Origin of the sequence: Synechococcus sp. CS-197 (genome assembly GCF_025128215.1) — a bacterium.
Taxonomy (GTDB): Bacteria; Cyanobacteriota; Cyanobacteriia; order PCC-6307; family Cyanobiaceae; genus Synechococcus_C.
This window is the reverse complement of record NZ_JAHLZC010000021.1, coordinates 39209-56551: the sequence shown is the minus strand read 5'-3', so window position 1 is coordinate 56551 and position 17343 is coordinate 39209. Positions and strand designations below refer to the sequence as shown.

At 60.5% G+C, this 17343-nt stretch carries 22 protein-coding genes and 1 riboswitch; of the genes, 4 read left to right on the top strand and 18 right to left on the bottom strand.

Annotation, left to right across the window (positions count from 1 at the left end; translation table 11 throughout):
* Positions 1-2: 2 nt before the first annotated feature.
* Both KQ296_RS10645 and KQ296_RS10640 read right to left on the bottom strand, forming a co-directional pair.
* Positions 3-713: a 16S rRNA (uracil(1498)-N(3))-methyltransferase gene (locus tag KQ296_RS10645; RefSeq protein WP_011932905.1), complete on the bottom strand. Its 711-nt coding sequence runs from the start codon at positions 711-713 to the stop codon at positions 3-5.
* Between the two features lie 44 nt (positions 714-757).
* On the bottom strand, positions 758-1582 hold the full coding sequence (locus tag KQ296_RS10640) for a dehydrogenase (protein ID WP_259726489.1): 825 nt from the start codon (positions 1580-1582) through the stop codon (positions 758-760).
* Positions 1583-1684: 102 nt separating this feature from the next.
* On the opposite strand from KQ296_RS10640, the gene KQ296_RS10635 reads away from it, so the two are divergent.
* The 3 genes from KQ296_RS10635 (at position 1685) to KQ296_RS10625 (ending at position 4380) form a co-directional block, all read left to right on the top strand.
* Positions 1685-1879 carry a hypothetical protein gene (locus KQ296_RS10635; protein ID WP_011932903.1) on the top strand — a complete coding sequence of 65 codons (195 nt, stop codon included), beginning with the start codon at positions 1685-1687 and terminating at the stop codon, positions 1877-1879.
* Positions 1880-1884: 5 nt separating this feature from the next.
* A riboswitch (cobalamin riboswitch) is annotated at positions 1885-2032 on the top strand.
* Positions 2020-2676 carry a HupE/UreJ family protein gene (locus KQ296_RS10630; RefSeq protein ID WP_011932902.1) on the top strand — a complete coding sequence of 219 codons (657 nt, stop codon included), beginning with the start codon at positions 2020-2022 and terminating at the stop codon, positions 2674-2676. (Overlaps the previous riboswitch by 13 nt.)
* Positions 2677-2751: 75 nt before the next feature.
* Entirely contained in the window at positions 2752-4380 is a 1629-nt protein-coding gene (locus KQ296_RS10625; RefSeq protein ID WP_041428455.1) for an iron uptake porin, read from the top strand.
* Positions 4381-4456: 76 nt separating this feature from the next.
* On the opposite strand, the gene KQ296_RS10620 is transcribed toward KQ296_RS10625, so the two are convergent.
* The 10 genes from KQ296_RS10620 to KQ296_RS10575 form a co-directional block, all read right to left on the bottom strand.
* Entirely contained in the window at positions 4457-5596 is a 1140-nt protein-coding gene (locus KQ296_RS10620) for a hypothetical protein (protein ID WP_259726520.1), read from the bottom strand.
* 125 nt (positions 5597-5721) lie between these two features.
* Positions 5722-6615, bottom strand: a complete 894-nt coding sequence (locus KQ296_RS10615; protein WP_041428452.1) for a metal ABC transporter substrate-binding protein — start codon at positions 6613-6615, stop codon at positions 5722-5724.
* Positions 6616-6675: 60 nt separating this feature from the next.
* Positions 6676-7461 carry a metal ABC transporter permease gene (locus tag KQ296_RS10610; protein WP_011932897.1) on the bottom strand — a complete coding sequence of 262 codons (786 nt, stop codon included), beginning with the start codon at positions 7459-7461 and terminating at the stop codon, positions 6676-6678.
* Complete coding sequence (locus KQ296_RS10605; protein WP_011932896.1) at positions 7454-8155, bottom strand: metal ABC transporter ATP-binding protein; 702 nt, start codon at positions 8153-8155, stop codon at positions 7454-7456. The genes KQ296_RS10610 and KQ296_RS10605 overlap by 8 nt, the downstream gene beginning before the upstream one ends.
* A gap of 39 nt (positions 8156-8194) precedes the next feature.
* Positions 8195-9562, bottom strand: a complete 1368-nt coding sequence (locus KQ296_RS10600) for a hypothetical protein (protein WP_011932895.1) — start codon at positions 9560-9562, stop codon at positions 8195-8197.
* A complete protein-coding gene (locus KQ296_RS10595; RefSeq protein ID WP_011932894.1) occupies positions 9559-10248 on the bottom strand; it encodes a TIGR03943 family putative permease subunit in 690 nt (229 codons plus the stop codon). Before KQ296_RS10595 ends, KQ296_RS10600 begins: the two co-directional genes overlap by 4 nt.
* A 15-nt stretch (positions 10249-10263) precedes the next feature.
* A complete protein-coding gene (locus KQ296_RS10590) occupies positions 10264-11223 on the bottom strand; it encodes a permease (protein WP_041428451.1) in 960 nt (319 codons plus the stop codon).
* 15 nt (positions 11224-11238) lie between these two features.
* Positions 11239-11580 (bottom strand): c-type cytochrome, encoded by a 342-nt coding sequence (locus KQ296_RS10585; protein ID WP_011932892.1) that lies wholly within the window; start codon positions 11578-11580, stop codon positions 11239-11241.
* A 90-nt stretch (positions 11581-11670) separates the two neighbouring features.
* Positions 11671-11967, bottom strand: coding sequence for a DUF3721 domain-containing protein (locus KQ296_RS10580; protein ID WP_259726488.1), 297 nt, complete (start codon positions 11965-11967; stop codon positions 11671-11673).
* A 70-nt stretch (positions 11968-12037) separates the two neighbouring features.
* Complete coding sequence (locus KQ296_RS10575) at positions 12038-12628, bottom strand: hypothetical protein (RefSeq protein WP_011932890.1); 591 nt, start codon at positions 12626-12628, stop codon at positions 12038-12040.
* Between the two features lie 105 nt (positions 12629-12733).
* On the opposite strand from KQ296_RS10575, the gene KQ296_RS10570 reads away from it, so the two are divergent.
* Complete coding sequence (locus KQ296_RS10570) at positions 12734-13825, top strand: DMT family transporter (protein ID WP_011932889.1); 1092 nt, start codon at positions 12734-12736, stop codon at positions 13823-13825.
* Here KQ296_RS10570 and KQ296_RS10565 read toward each other — a convergent pair.
* The 6 genes from KQ296_RS10565 to KQ296_RS10540 all read right to left on the bottom strand — a co-directional run bounded on the left by KQ296_RS10565 (position 13816) and on the right by KQ296_RS10540 (position 17212).
* Positions 13816-14652, bottom strand: a complete 837-nt coding sequence (locus KQ296_RS10565) for a metal ABC transporter permease (protein ID WP_259726487.1) — start codon at positions 14650-14652, stop codon at positions 13816-13818. The two genes, KQ296_RS10570 and KQ296_RS10565, sit on opposite strands and share 10 nt — an antisense overlap.
* A 10-nt stretch (positions 14653-14662) precedes the next feature.
* A complete protein-coding gene (locus tag KQ296_RS10560) occupies positions 14663-15406 on the bottom strand; it encodes a metal ABC transporter ATP-binding protein (RefSeq protein WP_041428808.1) in 744 nt (247 codons plus the stop codon).
* A gap of 2 nt (positions 15407-15408) precedes the next feature.
* Complete coding sequence (locus KQ296_RS10555) at positions 15409-16341, bottom strand: metal ABC transporter substrate-binding protein (RefSeq protein ID WP_041428449.1); 933 nt, start codon at positions 16339-16341, stop codon at positions 15409-15411.
* Positions 16342-16411: 70 nt separating this feature from the next.
* Complete coding sequence (locus tag KQ296_RS10550) at positions 16412-16795, bottom strand: STAS/SEC14 domain-containing protein (RefSeq protein WP_011932885.1); 384 nt, start codon at positions 16793-16795, stop codon at positions 16412-16414.
* An 84-nt stretch (positions 16796-16879) separates the two neighbouring features.
* A complete protein-coding gene (locus tag KQ296_RS10545) occupies positions 16880-17041 on the bottom strand; it encodes a hypothetical protein (protein WP_011932884.1) in 162 nt (53 codons plus the stop codon).
* 39 nt (positions 17042-17080) lie between these two features.
* Positions 17081-17212, bottom strand: coding sequence for a hypothetical protein (locus tag KQ296_RS10540; RefSeq protein ID WP_259726486.1), 132 nt, complete (start codon positions 17210-17212; stop codon positions 17081-17083).
* Between the last annotated feature and the right edge of the window lie 131 nt (positions 17213-17343).

Genomic DNA, 17343 nt, shown 5'->3' with positions numbered 1-17343 from the left:
CGTCACAACGTCTGCGCCAGAACGGTTGCCACAGCAGTGTCCACACTCAGAATCCGACCGCCGAGGTGCACTTTTTGCGCGCCCATTTGCTCGGCCAACGTCAGCTCGAAGGGCACAAACCCACCTTCTGGCCCGATCATCACCACAGCGGGCTGACCTGCAACAGCCGACAGGCCAACATCAGCATCCTGGTGAGCAATCCAGCAAGGCCGGCCCTGGCAGATCGCAGGCAACCGGTCTTCGATGAACGGCCGGAACAGTCGGTGGCGGTGCACCTGGGGAATGATCGTGTCGCGGGAGCGCTCCAGTCCCATGCGCAAGGCCTCATCCACCTTGGCATCGGCAAGCAGTGGGCTCTGCCAGTAGCTCTTGTCCACCCGAGCCGTCTGAACCAGATGGAGAGATCCCACACCGAACTCAGCCACGGCGCGCAGGATCCGCCGCAGCATCTTGGGGCGAGGCAAGGCGAGCACCAGGTCGAAACGATGGCGCGCTGGTGGCGGATCCACCAGCTGCACAGTGATCAGCACGGCCTGGGCATCGATGGCCTCGATGCGTCCAGTGCCCAGCTGGCCACCCAGCATTCCAAGCCGCAGGGTGTCCCCTTGCTGGGAGCGCAGAACCTTGCGGATGTGCTCAGCACGGCGATCGCTGAGGCGGACGCGCTGAGCGTCAATCCAGTGGTCGTTGCTGTTGAGCAGGATCAGGTTCATGAAGCTCAATCATGACCTGCGGCAACCGCAGAGGTGGCAACGGCTCAGCTGCAATCCGCAGCAACCCTTCCCCGCATCCGGCACACCATGTCGAGCGGCTGTCCCTGTTCAAGTCCTTCCTGAAGGGCTGTCACGACTCTCTTGGCGATTTGATTGAGCGTGGCCTCCCTCTGAGAGGGATCACGCAGACCGGCCTCCAGCGCCCCCTCCAGCATGCCGATCTCGAGCATCGAGACTCCCTTGCGAGGAGCGCCCAACATGCCGCGATAGTCGTAGGGGTAAGCGCCGAATTCCTTGGCCAGCGCTTCATCCATCACCGAGAAGCCAAAGGCCACAGCGGGAATGATTCCAGCGCCGATGCCATGGGGCGCATAAGCGTCGTAATGGATCTCCACCACATAGCCGCCCTTGGCAGCATGTTCAGCGCCCACACTCCAGTTGGTACGCGGATCCTCACCATTGCGAATCGTGCGCACGCCCGGGTCGTAGAAGGTGATCTCCAACCCTTGGCGTTGACCCTCCGCCACAACAGCCTTCGCTGTGCGCAGGTTCCAGTAGAGCTCATCGGTCATGCCGGCTTGCATCGGCGCTGCACCACCGATATCAACGGCACGGCCAGGCGTCCCTGACCCATACATCCGCTGGGAATCCGCATGGCCGGCGAGCACCAGAATCGGCATGTCCTTCTTGGGCATGCGATCGCCGACCCAGTTTTTGCCTCGCCCAGGCGTGGGAGGCAGCGGCGGCAATTGAGGTTCCTTGCGCACAGGCGGCGCAGGCTTCATGCTCTCGAGAATGTCCATCAGCCCGGCCTCCGCAGCGAGCGGTACGGCGAGGACACCCACAAGAGCCAGAGCGATGCGACGCATGCGTTTCAGCGTGAGTGACCCATGGTGCCCGCTTGGCGCTCAGCTGTCACCCCTTGATCCGGCCATGCCCTTGCTAAGTGAAAACAAGATGTGAATGGCACCATGGCGGATCTGATCAACCTGCTCGTAGCCTGGCGCTGGCCTGGCGCCTCGGTTTTGATCGCACTGGCTGTGAGCCGGGCCTTGATCAGCGTGGCCCGCCATGGGATCAGGGTTGAGATCTACACCCGCCAACCCATCCTTGTGGGAACGGGACGGGCACCTTTGCGAGCGGAGGTCGGCAAAGTTCGGATCTGAGAGAGAGGGTAAGTTGATGTACTGGTTTCAGCGGGGAACAGCCGCTGATGGAAACGGGGAAAGAACGGTGAAAATCCGTCGCTGTCCCGCAGCTGTGAAACTTCGCCACGCGCGAAGTCAGTCAGAACGCCCGCCAGGCCATGTCTCGACGAGGATCGACCTTGACTTTTTCCACCCATGGAGCCACTGCACGGAAGGCAGCCCTGGCGGCAGCCCCCCTGCTCCTGACTGCATCACTGGCAGCACCCGCCAGTGCCCACCACCCCTTCGGCATGGGTGACAGCACTGGCTTAACGGCCTGGCAAGGACTGCTGAGCGGAATCGGCCATCCGCTTCTTGGCCCTGACCATCTCCTGTTCCTCCTGGCCATTGCCTTCATCGGCCTGCGCCGCCCGATGGCCTGGGTGATTCCACTCCTGGCTGTGGGTCTCGGCGGAAGCGCCCTCTCGCAGTTCATTCCTCTTTCCGATGCCATCGCACCGTGGGCCGAAGCTCTGGTGTCCCTGTCCCTGGTGGCCGAAGGGCTGATCGCGCTCACTCTGTTGCCGGCGCAGTGGCTTCTGCCACTGATCGGTCTTCATGGATTCCTGCTTGGCAGCACCATCGTGGGAGCCGAGCCCACACCTCTGGCCACTTATTTCCTCGGCCTGCTGATCGGTCAGGGCGCCTTGCTGCTGCTGGTCACAGCCTGCTCCAAGGGCGTTGTCGCCAAGCTTGGGGAGCAAGGCCGCCGTCTCAGCGCTGGCATCTGGATGGGCATCGGCCTGGCTTTTGCCTGGGTTGCCTTGATCGACTGAATCACGATTCAGCGCGCGGACATTTGAAGTACTGATCTCTTTCCGGCCGACAGTGTTGATGTCGGCCCTTTTGTTATGAAAAAAAATTGGTTCGCATCCTGCAATGCACTGAGCGTTGCATTGCTTGGCTCCTGCTGGAGTGTTCAGGCCACTGAACTGAACATCAACGGTCTGTCCAACTACGCCGCCAGTGCATCAGCCAACAGCCGTGAGCAGGTCACCAGCATCACTCAGTTCTCTGATGTGGTTCCCACCGACTGGGCTTACCAGGCACTGAGCAACCTGATCGAGCGCTACGGCTGCGTCGCTGGCTACCCCAACGGCACCTACCGCGGCAACCGGGCCATGCCCCGCTTTGAAGCGGCTGCCCTGCTGAATGCCTGTCTCGACCGCGTCACCGAAGTGACCGACGAGCTCAAGCGTCTGATGAAAGAGTTCGAGAAGGAACTTGCCATCCTCAAGGGCCGCGTGGACGGTCTGGAAGCCCGCGTGGGCGAACTGGAAGCCACCCAGTTCACCACCACAACCAAACTTGAAGGACTCACCACCTTTGTGGTTGGAGCCAATGTCTTTGGAGGTGATGCGAATGCAACAGGCGATCAACCGGTGGCCAACCAGAAGCGGGCCAACCGTGAGTTCGGAGCGACAACGTTCAACTACGACACACAGTTAACGCTCAACACAAGTTTCACGGGAAAAGACAATCTGATTACGATCCTGCGCGTTGGCAATTTTGATGGCGGCAAGAACGTCTTCGGAGGTTCGTTCCTTCCTCTATCCACATTAGAAACAGCCTTTCAAGAAGGTGATGAGCCAAATATCATTGGCCTCGATCGTTTGTACTATTCATTCCCAGTCGGCAACAACATTGTGTTGACGTTCGGCGGATTGGTGGGCCAGGAAGACATGCTTGGAATCTGGCCAAGCGCTTACCCCTCCGATGCCATTCTTGATGTCACAACCCTCAACGGCGCACCCGGGGCATACAACAAAAATCTTGGTGCCGGCGCGGGTGTGACCTGGAGCGCCAACGGCTTCAGCGCTACGGCTAATTACGTTGCGGCGTCTGCCAACATCTCCACCCCATCCAAAGGTGGCGTTGGCACAGCCGGAGCTGGCAGCACAGGAACCCTGCAGATCGGCTACCAGCAGGAGCAATGGGGTCTAGCAGCGATTTACACATCAGTGCAGAACACCAATCAGAATGGTGAACCGAATGGGTTGATGGCCTTTGGCACACAATTTGTGCTCGACAGCTACAACAACCCCGGAACCACATCAGCCTTTGGCCTCAGTGGTTACTGGCAACCGGAAACCAGTGGCTGGATTCCATCCATCAGTGCTGGGTGGGGCTACAACGCAACGAGCTACGACTCGACTGTTCTCAGGAGCGTGGATCAATCCACGCTGGTGACGGCCAGCCAGTCATGGACGGTTGCTCTGGAATGGAATGACGTTGTTCTGAAAGGAAACAATGCAGGAATGGCCGTTGGCCAGCCAATGTTTGCCACTGAACTTGAAAGTGGTGACACACCCAGAGATGGGAATTACATCTGGGAGTGGTGGTATCAATTCCAGGTGACCGACAACATCAGCGTCACCCCAGCCTTATTCTACTTAAGCCGTCCATTTGGACAGGAAACCCCAGCCGATACAACATTCAACCAGCTTGGAGGTTTAGTCAAAACCACGTTCAGTTTCTAAGCAAAGAGCCCATTTAACGCACAAAAAAAGAGGGTGTTGGCATGAGCGAACACCCTTTCATTGGAATGAAACAGGATCAGAAGCTAAGCGTCAGTCCAGTGCCCACGTGGTGCTGGAATCCCACTCCCCAGCCATTCCCACCTTCGGTGCTGTAGACAGGTTCCCAATGGGCAAACAAAACCACATTCTCAGCAACTGGGTATTCCAGTTCGATCTCACCGCCCCAGTCCGTCCGTTGAGACAGGCCTGAGTAACTGCCTGGAGTGTAGAAACGTGGACCGCCAGACAGAGTGATGTTGAGGAGGTCGACATTGAAGCCGAAGCCGAGCCAGGGGTCGGTGTAATTACCGATAAAGGTGCCGTCGCTTTCCCATCCCGTACGGTTTTCAACGGAAACAAAGATTCCGTCAACCATATCTTCCAGACCATCACCAAGAGCGAAATTCACATCGCCATCGCCAAAGGCATAAATCACCTGAGCACCCACTTCATTTTTCAGGCCAGTACCAAAATCCTCACCCTCATCTCCAGTGACGTAGTAGGGCATCCAAGCCACAGAGAACGCAAGACGCTCGTTCGGTTGATAGCGGGCCTCCAGATATCCCTTGATATCCGTCCGACGGAATGGCGCACCTGAACCATGGGCATGCCCATGGTGGGCATGATCGGAATGATCATCATCGTGATGATCCTCGTCATGGTGACCCTCAGCGTGGTCGCCATGGTCATCATCGTGATGATCCTCATCATGGTGACCCTCAGCATGGTCGCCATGGTCATCATCGTGATGATCCTCATCATGGTGACCCTCAGCATGGTCGCCATGGTCATCATCGTGATGATCCTCGTCATGGTGACCCTCAGCGTGGTCGCCATGGTCATCATCGTGATGATCCTCATCCCCATGATCATCGTGGCCCTGTTCAACGTGAACACGGCCGTAGAAGTGTTCAGCTTCACCCCACACCAACGATGGGCCCATGGAGGCTTCGATCGCGAAGCTGCCGTTATTGGGAAGTCCCCATTCCAGAACAACCCCGAACTGGCCATCAATCGCGTAGTGCTGAGGGCGGCCATCCAGATTGTTCTCAAATCCTCCATGGCCTTCAATCGTGATGATCGGAGTGGTGCGGAATTCACCAGCAGGCAGTTCTTCACCACCTCCTCCATGACCACCATGGGCCTGTGCACCGCGAACGGCAGCATCGCCAGCCATCAACAGAGCAAGGGTTGAGATGGTGTTGAGTGCAACGGAGCGAAAACGAGCCATTGGGGGAAATCGAGAAATGGAAAAAGAGGACTTAAAAAGAGAGTGATGAAAGGGATCAAAGATGAACTCGATCAATTGATCGCAGCCCAGCGCTTCTGCAACTGATCAGCCGCCTTCTGATCGCACGTCCCTCCTTGAGACACAACGAAATTGCACACATTGCCGGTGGCTGTCTGAATCAAACTTTTCCCAGGTGCCTGACCTTCGCCGAACAACGGTTGCTTGGCCAATGGCACACCGCTGGAGCGACTGATCCGGCGCATCGTCTTCGCAGGAGGTAACGCGTCGGGAAAGATCACCTTGGTTCCAGAAGCCTTGATGGCTTTGCTGATGGCACGCAGGCTGGAAGGACGCATCCGACCACCGGTGGCGTACTCGTCAATCACCGGAAGTTCACGGATTCCGTAGCGCTTGGCCAGAAACGAAAAGCCGCGATGGCCGGTTACCAGAACGCGCTGCGCTTCAGGAACCGTACGGATCTGAGCTCCAGTCCAGGTTCCCAAGGCTTTCAACACAGAGTCCATCGCGGCCCGCCTGCGATTGATGGCGCTGTCCTGCTGCCCTTGAAACAACAGCTTCAACCTTGATGCTGTGGTGTTGACCATGGCCGCCGTATTCGACGCGTCGTGCCACAGGTGTGGATCCTTCACCGGATTCTTCGGTACAGCGATCTCACCGATCGACACCACAGGGCCACCTGCCTTGACGCCATTGAGCGCTGGCGTGAGGTTGTAGCCGTTGAGAAGCACCAGATTGGCCTTACTGAGATTGGTGCGATCGGCAGGACGCAACGCCAGGGTGTGGGGATCCGCGCCAGCAGGAATCAGACAGACCACCTTGGCCTGATCAGCCACCAACGTTTTGGTGATGTCACAGAGCACTCCGTCTGCAGCGACCACGGTGGGCACCGAAGCAGCAGCAGCGATCAGGACCCCTGAGGCAGACGGAAGAAGAGGGACGAACAAGAAGACCGAATTAGTTCTACAAAAATGATAATCATTCTCATTCCTCTGTCCAGATGTGCTTCACATGGCGAACTTCAGCCGAGGCAGGCACAAAAGCGCCATGCACACCACCCCGATCAGGGGACCGGGAGGCAGGTTCAGAGGCACCGCCAGCAAAAAACCAATGGCACTGACGGCCAGTCCCATGCAGGCGGACTGCACCATGGCCGCTCTCAGACTTCCCACCCGACGCAAGCCGGGCAGCACAGGTGCACAGAGAAGGCCAATGACCAGGATCACCCCGACCGCTGCCATCGCACTGACAATCACCATCGAGGTCACCAGAGCCTGCATCAATTGCAAACTGCGCACCGGCAAACCAGAGGCTTGCGCACCTTCAGGATCAACGCCAAGAAACACGAGCTGGCGGTAGCGCGTTAGCAACAGCAACCCCATGGCCGCGGCCGCCACCAGCACCCGGGTCAGATCCGACCAGTCCACGATCAGGAGATCGCCGAACAGCAAGCCCTCCAGATCCAGGCGCAGATTGAGGAGAGGAATCAGCAGCACGCCCAGCCCGAGAAATCCAGCCAGCACGGTGTTGATCACCGCTTCCTGGCCAGCCGACTGACCCCGCTGCAACCGTTCCGCCAGCAGGGATCCCAGTAGACCGCTCAGCACTCCACCGATCGCAGGATCCAAGCCGAACGCCACGGCCACAGCAACGCCAGGCAGAACGGCATGGGAGATGAGATTCGCCTGCAACACCCGCCTCTGCGTCACCAGCAGGGTGCCGGTCACCGGACAGAGAACACCGACCAGCAGGGCCATCAACAGGGGAACAAGCCAGAGATCGATCTCAGTCATGGCAGTGGGCTCCCGGATCGAGTTGATCGCCGAGCCGGTGCCGAATCTGATCAGGCGATCCGTCAGCAAGCACGCGTCCATCGAGCACGATCACCCGGTCGTACTGATCGAGAGCCGAGCCCCAGTCGTGACTGCTCACCAGCAAGGTCTGGCCTGCATCAGCCAGTTGCCGCATCAGCTGGAGCAACTGCGCTCGCGAGGGGGGATCAATGGCGGCACAGGGTTCATCGAGCAGCAGCACCCGGGATGGCTGCACAAGCGCTCGCGCCAGCAGAGCTCTCTGCTGCTGACCTCCGGACAGGGCATCCAGGCGACGACCGGCCAGGGCTGTGAGACCAACCCGTTGCAGTGCCGCATCTCTGTCACAACAGCCATAGGACCTGGATCGCACCGATCCAAGATCCACGAACTCCCGCACCGTGATCGGAAACGACCAGTCAATCCGTCCCCGCTGGGGCATGAGCACCACTTGATCGCGGCACATCTGCACAGGAACGCCATCGCAGAGCACCTGACCGCCCGTGGGGGAGAGCTGTCCCTGCAACAGATGCAGGAGGGTGGATTTCCCGGCGCCATTCGCACCCACAAGGGCCGTGAGCGTGCCTGGTTGGAGTGTCAAAGACACATCTTGCAGAACGACGCGATTGTCAAAAGCAGCCGACAACGACTCGGCAACCAGGGGAGCACTCCCCATCCATCATGAGAACGATTCCCATTCAACCTATCGAGGCCTTCAGGATCTGCCAGTCCAGGCCCCACCTGCAGGGAGCCAACGGGCCAGCACCCCAGGCTGGTCCAGAACGGTCAGATCCAACGTGCGTCCGCTGATCAGGGCCACCCGCCCGGCATCATCGTCCCCGGGGCGGCGCACCACCGTGAGCAACTGGTCGCTCACCGGATCAAAGTCGAGTTCAGCTCCGGAGCTGAGGCGCCAGTTGTCGAGGGATCGATTCAGAAGGATGCTGCCTTCGGCATCAAGCAGCAGAACCCGGTCTCGGGCCTGCTGACCCGCCTCGCGAAGCACGAGCCACAACCGCTCGCCACCGTTGTCGCAGGCGGCAGCCATCACACCGGCCTCGCCGATCCACACCTGCCGTGGCGGACGTCCGGGAATTACCAGCTCAACCGAACGGCGGTAATCAGGCCAGTGCCTGACCAACACGGCACGGCCAGACCCGGAACAGAACGCTTTCACCTCACGGCTACCAGGCAGCGTCTGCGCAGGGGCGGCTCCTTGCTTGGACTCCAGAGGCAACAACGCAAGTCCATCGAAGGAAGGAAGCACCAGGCCCGTGCCATCGGGGAGCAAGCGCAAGGCGCCACTGGCCTCAAGCGCAAGGCGACGACGCTCGGAGCCTTGCTCAAGGATCCAGATCCGGTCGCTCCCGGGTTCAAATCCCCCGAGCTGAATCAAAAGATCACCGCGCTGATTGGCGCTGAGATGGGCGAACAGCAATGAACCTGATTCCAGGGTCTGCAGCGGGCCTAAGTCAGGGTCGCCCAGCCCTGATGGCACGGCACTGAGAGAGCGCTGATCGATCCTGCGGAACAGCACCTGCTGGGTGGTCTCGGCGTCATCGCCCACCACGGCCACACCACTGCCATCACCCAGGGGCTCCACCTGGAGGATGCGCTGCTGCGCAGGCATCAGGGCACGCCAGCGACCATCGCGTTCACGCATCAGCAGCCGCTCACCGTCGTCCCCGGGTGCCACGGCCAGCAGAAACGGCCGGGGATCCCACCACAACGATTGCGGCTTCATCGGCAGACGGCGCAGATCCCGGCCACGCAGATCGAGCCGCAGAGGCCCTGACACAGGGTCGCCAGACTTCAGAAGCAGCCGCATCCGGGTCTGCCGGCCGAGCCAGCGATGGGGAGACTCGGGTTCAAGAGGACTCTCGGCCACCGTGGCGCGATCCATTGGGCGGCTGAAGGTCACATCCAGAGCGGCGGCACCGGAGCGGAGCGGTTGCACCGCCACCGCCAGCAAACGGGGCGGCCTGCGCGCCAGCAGCTGTTGCTGCAGCAGCGCCACTCCGGCGAGCAGCGTCAGGCTGGCCGCGAGCCAGCGCCCTTTGGATTGAGCGAATCGGCCTGTCATGGCTCCAGGGGGCGTGCCGGGCGGGGAATCGACTTGATGCTGGTGGGGTTCACCACATTCGTCGGCACGCCGTTGCGGTCCTGAACCGTCATTGTTCCTTCGATCTCCAGCCATTGATCCGGCTTTGGATCCGTTCCCTCAGGCCAGTCCACAGGCAGGCCGGCGGGCGTGGCATCCGCCAGGCAGCAACGCACGGTGAGACGGGCCAGCTGGGGAGGTTCCCCAGGCCGCGCCAACACGAAACCACTGATGCGCAGTGGATCTCCAGCATGCAGATCCGGATCAGGCTGACTGCGCAGCAAGCGCACCCATTCCGTGAGGGTGCGTTGCTCGGGGGGCAGGAAAAAACTGAGCTGGGGCGCTTCAGGAAGGCTGTCCTGGCGGTTGGCTGCCAGATCACTGAAGGAGGGCGCCGGGGGGACCGCCAGCATCAGCAGGGCCACGCCCAGTGACAGCAGCACGCCCAGTGGAACTGGACCAACCGGGCGGGTTCGGGCCCTGCCCAACTGGATCAGCGCCAGCAGCAGCAGAACAGCCCCGGCTGCCGTCACCACAGGGTGAAAGGCCGCATTCAGAAGCAGATCCAAACGTCCGGAGGCACTGCTCCAGAGCAACAGCCAGCCCCAGAGCCCCAAGGCCAGAGGCGTCATCCAGGGAGACCGGCGCAGGCGTTGCAGGAGAGACATCAAACGGCAACCAACTCAGAGCTGAAGAAAATTGACCCACTGACCGATCAGCAACACCAGCAATGACGCCGCCACTGCAGTGATGGCAATCGCTCTGGGCGTGAGCAGCACAGTGAACAGTCCAGCCAGTTTGAGGTCAACGACAGGACCGAGAAGCAGAAACGCCAGCAGGGCTCCTGGGGTGACCTGGGCGGCAAATCCCAGGGCGAGGAAAGCGTCCACACTGGAGCACACCGACAGCACCAGGGCCAGCAGCATCAGGGCGATCACCGACAGGGTGGGGGCACTGCCAAGGGCCAGTAGCCAGCTGCGGGGCAACCAGGTTTGAACCACCGCGGCCAAGGCACTGCCCAGCACAAGCAAGGTGAGAAGACTGAGAAATTCCCGGGTGCTGTGGCCGAGCAAGGCTCCGGCTCCCAGCCGCTCGGCAGCTGTTGGCGCCTCAGGCATCGCTGCGCTGCCCCCCACCAGACCACTGCCACGCTCGAGCAATCCCACCCGCGACAGCGGTTGGGTGAGGCGCCTCTCCTCCAGCAGAGCCGGCTCCAGGAGTTGGGATTCAGCCAGCATTCCCAGCAGCATGCTGAGGGCCAGGGCGATCAGGAACGCACCCAGAGGCCGGGCCCAGAGCAGCCAGGTTTTATCGGGAAACGCAGCCCAGGTGCTGGCCAGCACGATCGGATTGAGCACTGGCGCTGCGAAAAGAAATCCAAATCCCGTTCCCAGGGGCGCTCCGCTGGCCAGGAGCCGCCTGGCCACAGGCACATTGCCGCATTCGCAGGCCGGCAGAGCGAAGCCGAGGAGAGCCCCCACAATCGGTGCGAGAACGGGATGGCGCGGAAGCCGGCGCACCCAGGCCGACTGGGGAACGAGCCACCGGGCGATCCCGGCAATCGCCACTCCCAGCAGAAGGAAGGGAAGGGCCTCAATCAGCAGACCTTGGAAGATGGCCCAAGCCGTGGAGGCACGTGTCATTCCCAGCTCCTGGTGTCAGCTCCAACCTTGAGACGATTGCTCTTCCACGTAGGCAGCAACGTCGGCGATTTCCGACTCACTGAGCACATCCACGAAAGCGGGCATGGCGTTGCGGCCGTAGGTGACCTGGGCCACGATCGCTGACTCATGGGCACCGAGATAGTTCGGAAGGTGGGCTTTGAGGTCAGCTTCCTGAAGGGTGCGCTCCGCCTTGATGATGTTGCCACCGCCTGCATGGCAAGCGGCGCAGTTGGTTGTGAAGATCTGACCGCCACGCACCGTGTCGGTGGCATCGGCGGCAAGAGGCGCAACCCAGCCAATCAACAAAGCCAGAACGAACGAAGCAACGAAGCGCATGACGGGGCAGACGACTGAACTGATTGTTCAGAGCCTCTGGAAAGGATTCACGACGCGATCAGATGATCGTCATGCAATGACACGCCCGGGTCAGCCACCCATGCCGTGACCATGACTCTCACAGGGCATCCACTTGCTGCCCATGGCATGGGCACCCTTGCATCCAAAACCGGGGGCAGCGGCTTCGGCTTCCTCCCGGGTGTCAAACATGGCTTTCTTGCCGCCTGAGCTCTGATCGGGATGTTGAGGTTGACCCGACAACACCATGCCGCTGTGGTCATCACCGGGCACGTGATGGGCACGAGCCGATGCAACACCCACCAGGGTGAGCAAGCCCAGGAGCGCCATTGCACTCTTGAGCCTGAAACGGGTGGACTTGAATTGCATCGGCTGCAATGAAAGGTTTAAGACCCCATTCTCCATCAGGAACGACAGGAACGAGGATCCCTGTCACCAATCAGCGCGCATCGAACGGTGCCGAGGAGTGGTGGAGAACGATCCGCAGCGTGCCATTCATCTCGCGCACGAAGGTCCACGTTTTCTCCACAACGCCCACCTGCCCCTTGGCATCCGTCACCCGCACCAAACCCATGGTGTTGGCCGTGTTGCCGAACAGCTGGATCACGTAGTCCTCGATCTCACAGCTTTTCCAGTGGCGATAGGTGGCAAAGCCCTTGTTTTTACCGAACGCGGGAATCGAGGGATCAGGACCCACGAAATAAGCCAGGGCTCCGGCGCGGGTGGAACGGAACGTATCCGCCCCAGTGGTGTAAGTGGGTTTGAACGCGATCGGGCCGTAGTCGAAGCCGTAGGCCGCATCAATCACCGCAGACGCTTTGGCCTTTGCAGCGGCATACCCACCGGTCTGGTAAGCATCGCTGATCGCAACCAAAGCCGCACACCAACCGCGCTGGGCCTTGATCACCTCCGCTTCGGTGACCATGGTGCTGAACACCTGCACTTCAGAATCCGCGGCTGCAGGCAAAGGCGCCAGGGTGCTGGCCCCCAGAACCGCAGCGGCAGCCACTGACCAACAACGACCAGACATGGAATGAGCGGACATCTCTTCGATGATTCTTTAGCCGCAATTCCCCAAATCCACCACTCCCTGATTGCGCAACTCTTGGCATGGTGATGACGTCACCCAACGGGCATGCATCGCTACTGGACCGGTCTCCTGGCCGCCGTGTTGTTCGGCTGCAGTGCTCCATTGATCGCGGAGCTGGCCTCTGAGGGTGGCCCCCTGGCCGTCACCGCCCTGCTTTACCTCGGTGCCAGTGCCGTTCTGCTGCCCCTGCACCACCTGCGTTCCCGCGCAGAGGCAACAGGGAGCACAGAGAACGCAGCGGAAGAAACACCGGTTCAGGCTTCCGACTGGCCGAGCCTGGCCCTGCTCACGCTCCTGGGGGGAGTGGTCGGCCCCCTCTGTCTGGTGCTGGGGCTGGAACGGCTCTCCCCCGCCACAGGGTCACTGATGCTGAATCTGGAAGCGTTGTTCACATTGATCGTTGCCGTGCTGATCGGCCGCGAGCACCTGGGTCGGCGCGGAGTCGGCGCAGCCGCACTCACCCTGGGCGGAGCCTTGATCCTGAGCGGAGGCCACCTGGATGGCGGATCGCTTGGCGGGGTGGGGTTGATCGCCCTGGCCTGCCTGGCCTGGGGGGTGGACAACAATCTCAGCCAGGCCCTCAGCCTGCGTGATCCCCTGCAGATCGCCTGCATCAAAGCCTTGGGAGCCTCCCTGCCATTGCTGGTGATGTCAGCCCTGTTCCAGCAAGCCTTCCCTCCGATGCGGAGCAGCCTGGCGTTGCTTGTGATTGGAGCCCTGGGCTACGGCATCTCGATCTGGCTGGATCTGATCGCGCTGCGGCAGCTTGGGGCGGCACGGGAAGCCGTGCTGTTTGCCACAGCGCCGTTTGTTGGAGCCGTGTTTGCCGTGGCGGTGCTGGGCAGTGCCGTGAGCAGCGCCCTGGTCCTCGCAGCGGCACTGATGGCCGCTGGCGTGGTCCTGCTGATCGGTGATCACCACAGCCACCGGCATCACCACGCGGCGATGCATCACAACCACCGCCATCAACACAGTGGGGAGGATCCCGATCCCCATCACCAGCATCAACATCCAGGGGGAGCGCCTCTGTGGCATGCCCATGAACACGTGCATGAGGCGATCGAGCACAGCCATACCCACGTGAGCGATCTGCACCACCGCCACGACCACAACCCGCCGGAGCCGCCTCAGGCCTGAGGGTTTCCGCGGCGCAGCACGCCATGGCGCGGTGCCAGAAGAAACGCCAACAGGAAAAGTCCGGTTTGCACGAGAACGATGCATCCCGCCGTGGAGCTGTCGGTCCAGTAGCTCACATAAACCCCCAGCACACTGGAGAGCACACTGCTGCCGATCGCCAGCCAGGTCATGCGGTCAAAGCGATCGGTGAGCAAGTAGGCCGTGGCACCAGGGGTGACAAGCATGGCCACCACAAGAATGATGCCCACCGTTTGCAATCCCGCCACCGCCGCCAACGACAGCACCGAGAGAAGCAGGTAGTGCAGAGCGCCCGTGTTGATCCCGATCGAACGGGCATGGGTGGGATCGAAACAGAAGAGCAGCAGATCCCTGCGGAACAGCAGCAGCAGCAGGATCACCACACTGGAGATCAGCACGGTCTGGAGGATGTCGGCGGAGGAGATCCCCAGCACATTGCCGAAGAGGATGTGGGTTAGGTCGATGTTGCTGCGCGTCTTCGACACCAGCACCAGTCCCAGGGCGAAGAAGCCCGTGAACACCAAGCCGATCACCGTGTCTTCCTTGATCCGCGACTTCTGCTTCACAAAGCCGATGGTGGCCACCGACCCCACGCCGAACACGAAGGCACCGAGCGAGAAGGGAAGCCCCAGGGCATAGGCCAGCACCACTCCCGGCAGCACCGCATGGGAGACGGCATCACCCATCAGAGCCCAGCCCTTGAGGGTCATGTAGCAGGAGAGCAGACCGCAAACCCCCCCCACCAGGGCGCTGATCAACAGCGCCTTGAGCATGAAGGCGTGGCTGAGGGGTTCCAGGAGAAGATCCATCGACCCAGTCTCAGGGAGAGCTGTTCCCTGTGAGCAGATCTGGGGGCACGCCGCCGAAAGTCAGGGACAGATTTTCGGGTGTGAACACTTCCGATGTTTCGCCATAGGCCAACACGGTTTTGTTGATGAGCACCACGAGATCACAGAAATCACGCACGTGGGTGAGATCGTGGGTGGAGATCAGAATCGTGCATCCCTCTCGGCGGAACTGCAGAAAGAGGTCGGCCATCAATTTCTCGGTGCGCACATCCACGCCGTTGAACGGTTCGTCGAGAAGCAGCACATCAGCACGCTGCGCGATGGCACGGGCGATGAAGGCACGTTTGCGCTGGCCACCGGAGAGCGTGCCGATCGGTCGTCGACTCAGCTCCAGAAGATCCACCCGTTCGAGAGCATCGCGAACGGCCACCCGATCGGAACTGCGGGGGATGCGCAGGGCGTTCATCGATCCATAGCGGCCCATCATCACCACATCCCAAACCGATACTGGGAATTGGCAGTCGACCTCTTCGCTCTGGGGCACGTAGGCCACGGACTGCTGGCGCTGAGCCTCAACGATGCTGCAGCCGTTGATCCGGATCCGTCCCCGCGATGGACGAATGAACCCGGTGAGGGCCTTGAACAGCGTGGACTTACCGGCACCATTCATGCCAACAAGTCCGCAGATGCATCCAGAGGGAAGCTTCAGCGAGGCGTCGTACAGCGCCACCGTGCCGTTGTAATCCACACAGAGCTGCTCAGCAGCGATGCGCATCGTCATGGCGTTGGATCGGCGGATGTCCCCAGCCCTTCTCGGATGAGTTTCACATTGTAGCGCTGCAGATCGAGGAGGGAGGAGGCAGGACCGTTGCGATCCGATAAGGAATCCACGTAAAAACTGCCGCCAAAGCGACTGCCAGCGGCACGGGCCACCTCCCGTTGGGCCCGATCACTCACCGTGGTCTCACAGAACACCGCCGGAACCTGGTCACGCTTGACCCGTTCAATCAGCCGGGCCATGCGGCGAGGCGTGATCTGACTTTCAGCATTCACCGGCCACAGATAGGCCTCCTCCAGCCCGTAATCGCGTGCCAGGTAACTCAAGGCCCCCTCACAGGTCACCAGCAGGCGCTGTTGCTTCGGAAGTGATTGCAGGGCTTGCCGCAGTTCGCCATCAAGCTTTTGGAGTTTGAGCTTGTACGCCTCGCCATTGGCCCGGTAGGTCGGCGCACCGTCTGGATCAAGGGAGGAAAAGGCTTTCACAAGTTGATCCACGTAGTGCTCGGTGCGCTGCGGCGACATCCAGGCATGGGGATTGGGACGGCCGGCATAGGCATCGTCCTCGATCAAGAGCGGCTGAATCCCTTCCGTGAGCGTGACTGAGGGAACATCGCCGGCCGCGGCCGTGAAGCGGCGCGCCCAGAGCTCAAGCCCCAAGCCGTTCTCCACAATCAGATCAGCGCCAGACGCCCGTTCGATATCGCTGGGCGTGAACTCGTAGCCATGGATCTCTGCGCCGGGCTTGGTGATGGATTCCACTTTCAAGCGATCACCCGCCACGTTTCTGGCCAGATCAGCCAGCACAGTGAAGGTGGCCAGAACCCTGGGGCGCTGATCCGGGTCCTTCAGAGATCGTTGCGGCTCACGAGGCGTTGCACAGGCTGCCAGCAGGCAACAACCGATCAGAGAAGACACGATGGTGCAACGCATCAGGGCGCTACGCAGAACGCGACTCGGCAAGGGCGACTGAAGATTGTTCTTGAATTTAAGGGGGCGAAACCTACGCACGGATCCAGGCATCCGCCGATGCCCGATCTTCGAAATGACGCAACTCGCCTGGCATCAGCAGACCGACCACTGAGCTCAGCAACGTCAGCCATCGCGCTTCTGTGATCAGCGCCACACGCTCCACATGGCGCCCATGGCGGAGTCCGAGACGAAGATCATCCACAGCGGCCTGCGGTTCCCATCCCACCAGTTCACGGGCATCGAAAACGAGCCGCAAGCGATCACCTGTTTGTTCGGCGATGGCGGCCTCAAGCTGCGGGATGAACTCTTGATAGTCCTGATGACTGAGGCGGCCCCGGGCAAACACGGTGATCACGGATCCATGGGCCACATCCACCGATTCCAATGTGAAGCCATGGGAGGAGGTCACTGTCATCTCATTCACTGCAACTAATCGTTGTTGTAGCCCCTCGCGCTTCACACCAAACAGTCCGAGAGGTGGGGATCTCCACCCAGCCAATTAATCATTGAAGTCGTTCTCGTGTTTGTTCATCGCTTCAATCACCAGATCATGGATCAAAAGCTGGGTTTCCATTCCGCTGTGATGCACAACCAAGCGCTGGATCGCGTAGTAAACAATCAACATCAGCGGAAGCATCAGCACACAGAGGATCTCAAACATCACGCCACCCTTGAAGCCAATCGCCCTCGCTCAGTCGTTTCAGAGAATCGGATGATTGATGCGATAGCCAACCATAGTGATCGCCACCATCAACAGCACAACAGCAAGAGATCCCACCCAGTCAACGTGAGCGATCGCTTGCACAAAAAGCTGTGAAATGCTGGTTGACATCTGCAATCTTCCGAACCCCGCAAGCCCATTCAACCGCCACCTGCAGAATCGGCACAAGAGCAGGGAACCGGCACTTCACATCTCTTCACCCGGGCCCTGCGAGCAAGGACAGACCAGCAACCGGCCCCAGG

Bases quoted from the DNA above. Each gene is read 5' to 3' on its own strand.
- KQ296_RS10590 (WP_041428451.1), bottom strand. From the start codon at position 11,223: ATGACACGTGCCTCCACGGCTTGGGCCATCTTCCAAGGTCTGCTGATT.
- KQ296_RS10600 (WP_011932895.1), bottom strand. From the start codon at position 9,562: ATGACAGGCCGATTCGCTCAATCCAAAGGGCGCTGGCTCGCGGCCAGC.
- KQ296_RS10545 (WP_011932884.1), bottom strand. From the start codon at position 17,041: ATGTTTGAGATCCTCTGTGTGCTGATGCTTCCGCTGATGTTGATTGTT.
- KQ296_RS10625 (WP_041428455.1), top strand. From the start codon at position 2,752: ATGAAAAAAAATTGGTTCGCATCCTGCAATGCACTGAGCGTTGCATTG.
- KQ296_RS10570 (WP_011932889.1), top strand. From the start codon at position 12,734: ATGCATCGCTACTGGACCGGTCTCCTGGCCGCCGTGTTGTTCGGCTGC.
- KQ296_RS10620 (WP_259726520.1), bottom strand. From the start codon at position 5,596: ATGGCTGGCGATGCTGCCGTTCGCGGTGCACAGGCCCATGGTGGTCAT.
- KQ296_RS10550 (WP_011932885.1), bottom strand. From the start codon at position 16,795: ATGACAGTGACCTCCTCCCATGGCTTCACATTGGAATCGGTGGATGTG.
- KQ296_RS10635 (WP_011932903.1), top strand. From the start codon at position 1,685: ATGGCGGATCTGATCAACCTGCTCGTAGCCTGGCGCTGGCCTGGCGCC.
- KQ296_RS10580 (WP_259726488.1), bottom strand. From the start codon at position 11,967: ATGCAATTCAAGTCCACCCGTTTCAGGCTCAAGAGTGCAATGGCGCTC.
- KQ296_RS10640 (WP_259726489.1), bottom strand. From the start codon at position 1,582: ATGCGTCGCATCGCTCTGGCTCTTGTGGGTGTCCTCGCCGTACCGCTC.
- KQ296_RS10540 (WP_259726486.1), bottom strand. From the start codon at position 17,212: ATGTCAACCAGCATTTCACAGCTTTTTGTGCAAGCGATCGCTCACGTT.
- KQ296_RS10610 (WP_011932897.1), bottom strand. From the start codon at position 7,461: ATGACTGAGATCGATCTCTGGCTTGTTCCCCTGTTGATGGCCCTGCTG.
- KQ296_RS10565 (WP_259726487.1), bottom strand. From the start codon at position 14,652: ATGGATCTTCTCCTGGAACCCCTCAGCCACGCCTTCATGCTCAAGGCG.
- KQ296_RS10585 (WP_011932892.1), bottom strand. From the start codon at position 11,580: ATGCGCTTCGTTGCTTCGTTCGTTCTGGCTTTGTTGATTGGCTGGGTT.
- KQ296_RS10555 (WP_041428449.1), bottom strand. From the start codon at position 16,341: ATGCGTTGCACCATCGTGTCTTCTCTGATCGGTTGTTGCCTGCTGGCA.
- KQ296_RS10605 (WP_011932896.1), bottom strand. From the start codon at position 8,155: ATGGGGAGTGCTCCCCTGGTTGCCGAGTCGTTGTCGGCTGCTTTTGAC.
- KQ296_RS10575 (WP_011932890.1), bottom strand. From the start codon at position 12,628: ATGTCTGGTCGTTGTTGGTCAGTGGCTGCCGCTGCGGTTCTGGGGGCC.
- KQ296_RS10595 (WP_011932894.1), bottom strand. From the start codon at position 10,248: ATGTCTCTCCTGCAACGCCTGCGCCGGTCTCCCTGGATGACGCCTCTG.
- KQ296_RS10645 (WP_011932905.1), bottom strand. From the start codon at position 713: ATGAACCTGATCCTGCTCAACAGCAACGACCACTGGATTGACGCTCAG.
- KQ296_RS10630 (WP_011932902.1), top strand. From the start codon at position 2,020: ATGTCTCGACGAGGATCGACCTTGACTTTTTCCACCCATGGAGCCACT.
- KQ296_RS10560 (WP_041428808.1), bottom strand. From the start codon at position 15,406: ATGCGCATCGCTGCTGAGCAGCTCTGTGTGGATTACAACGGCACGGTG.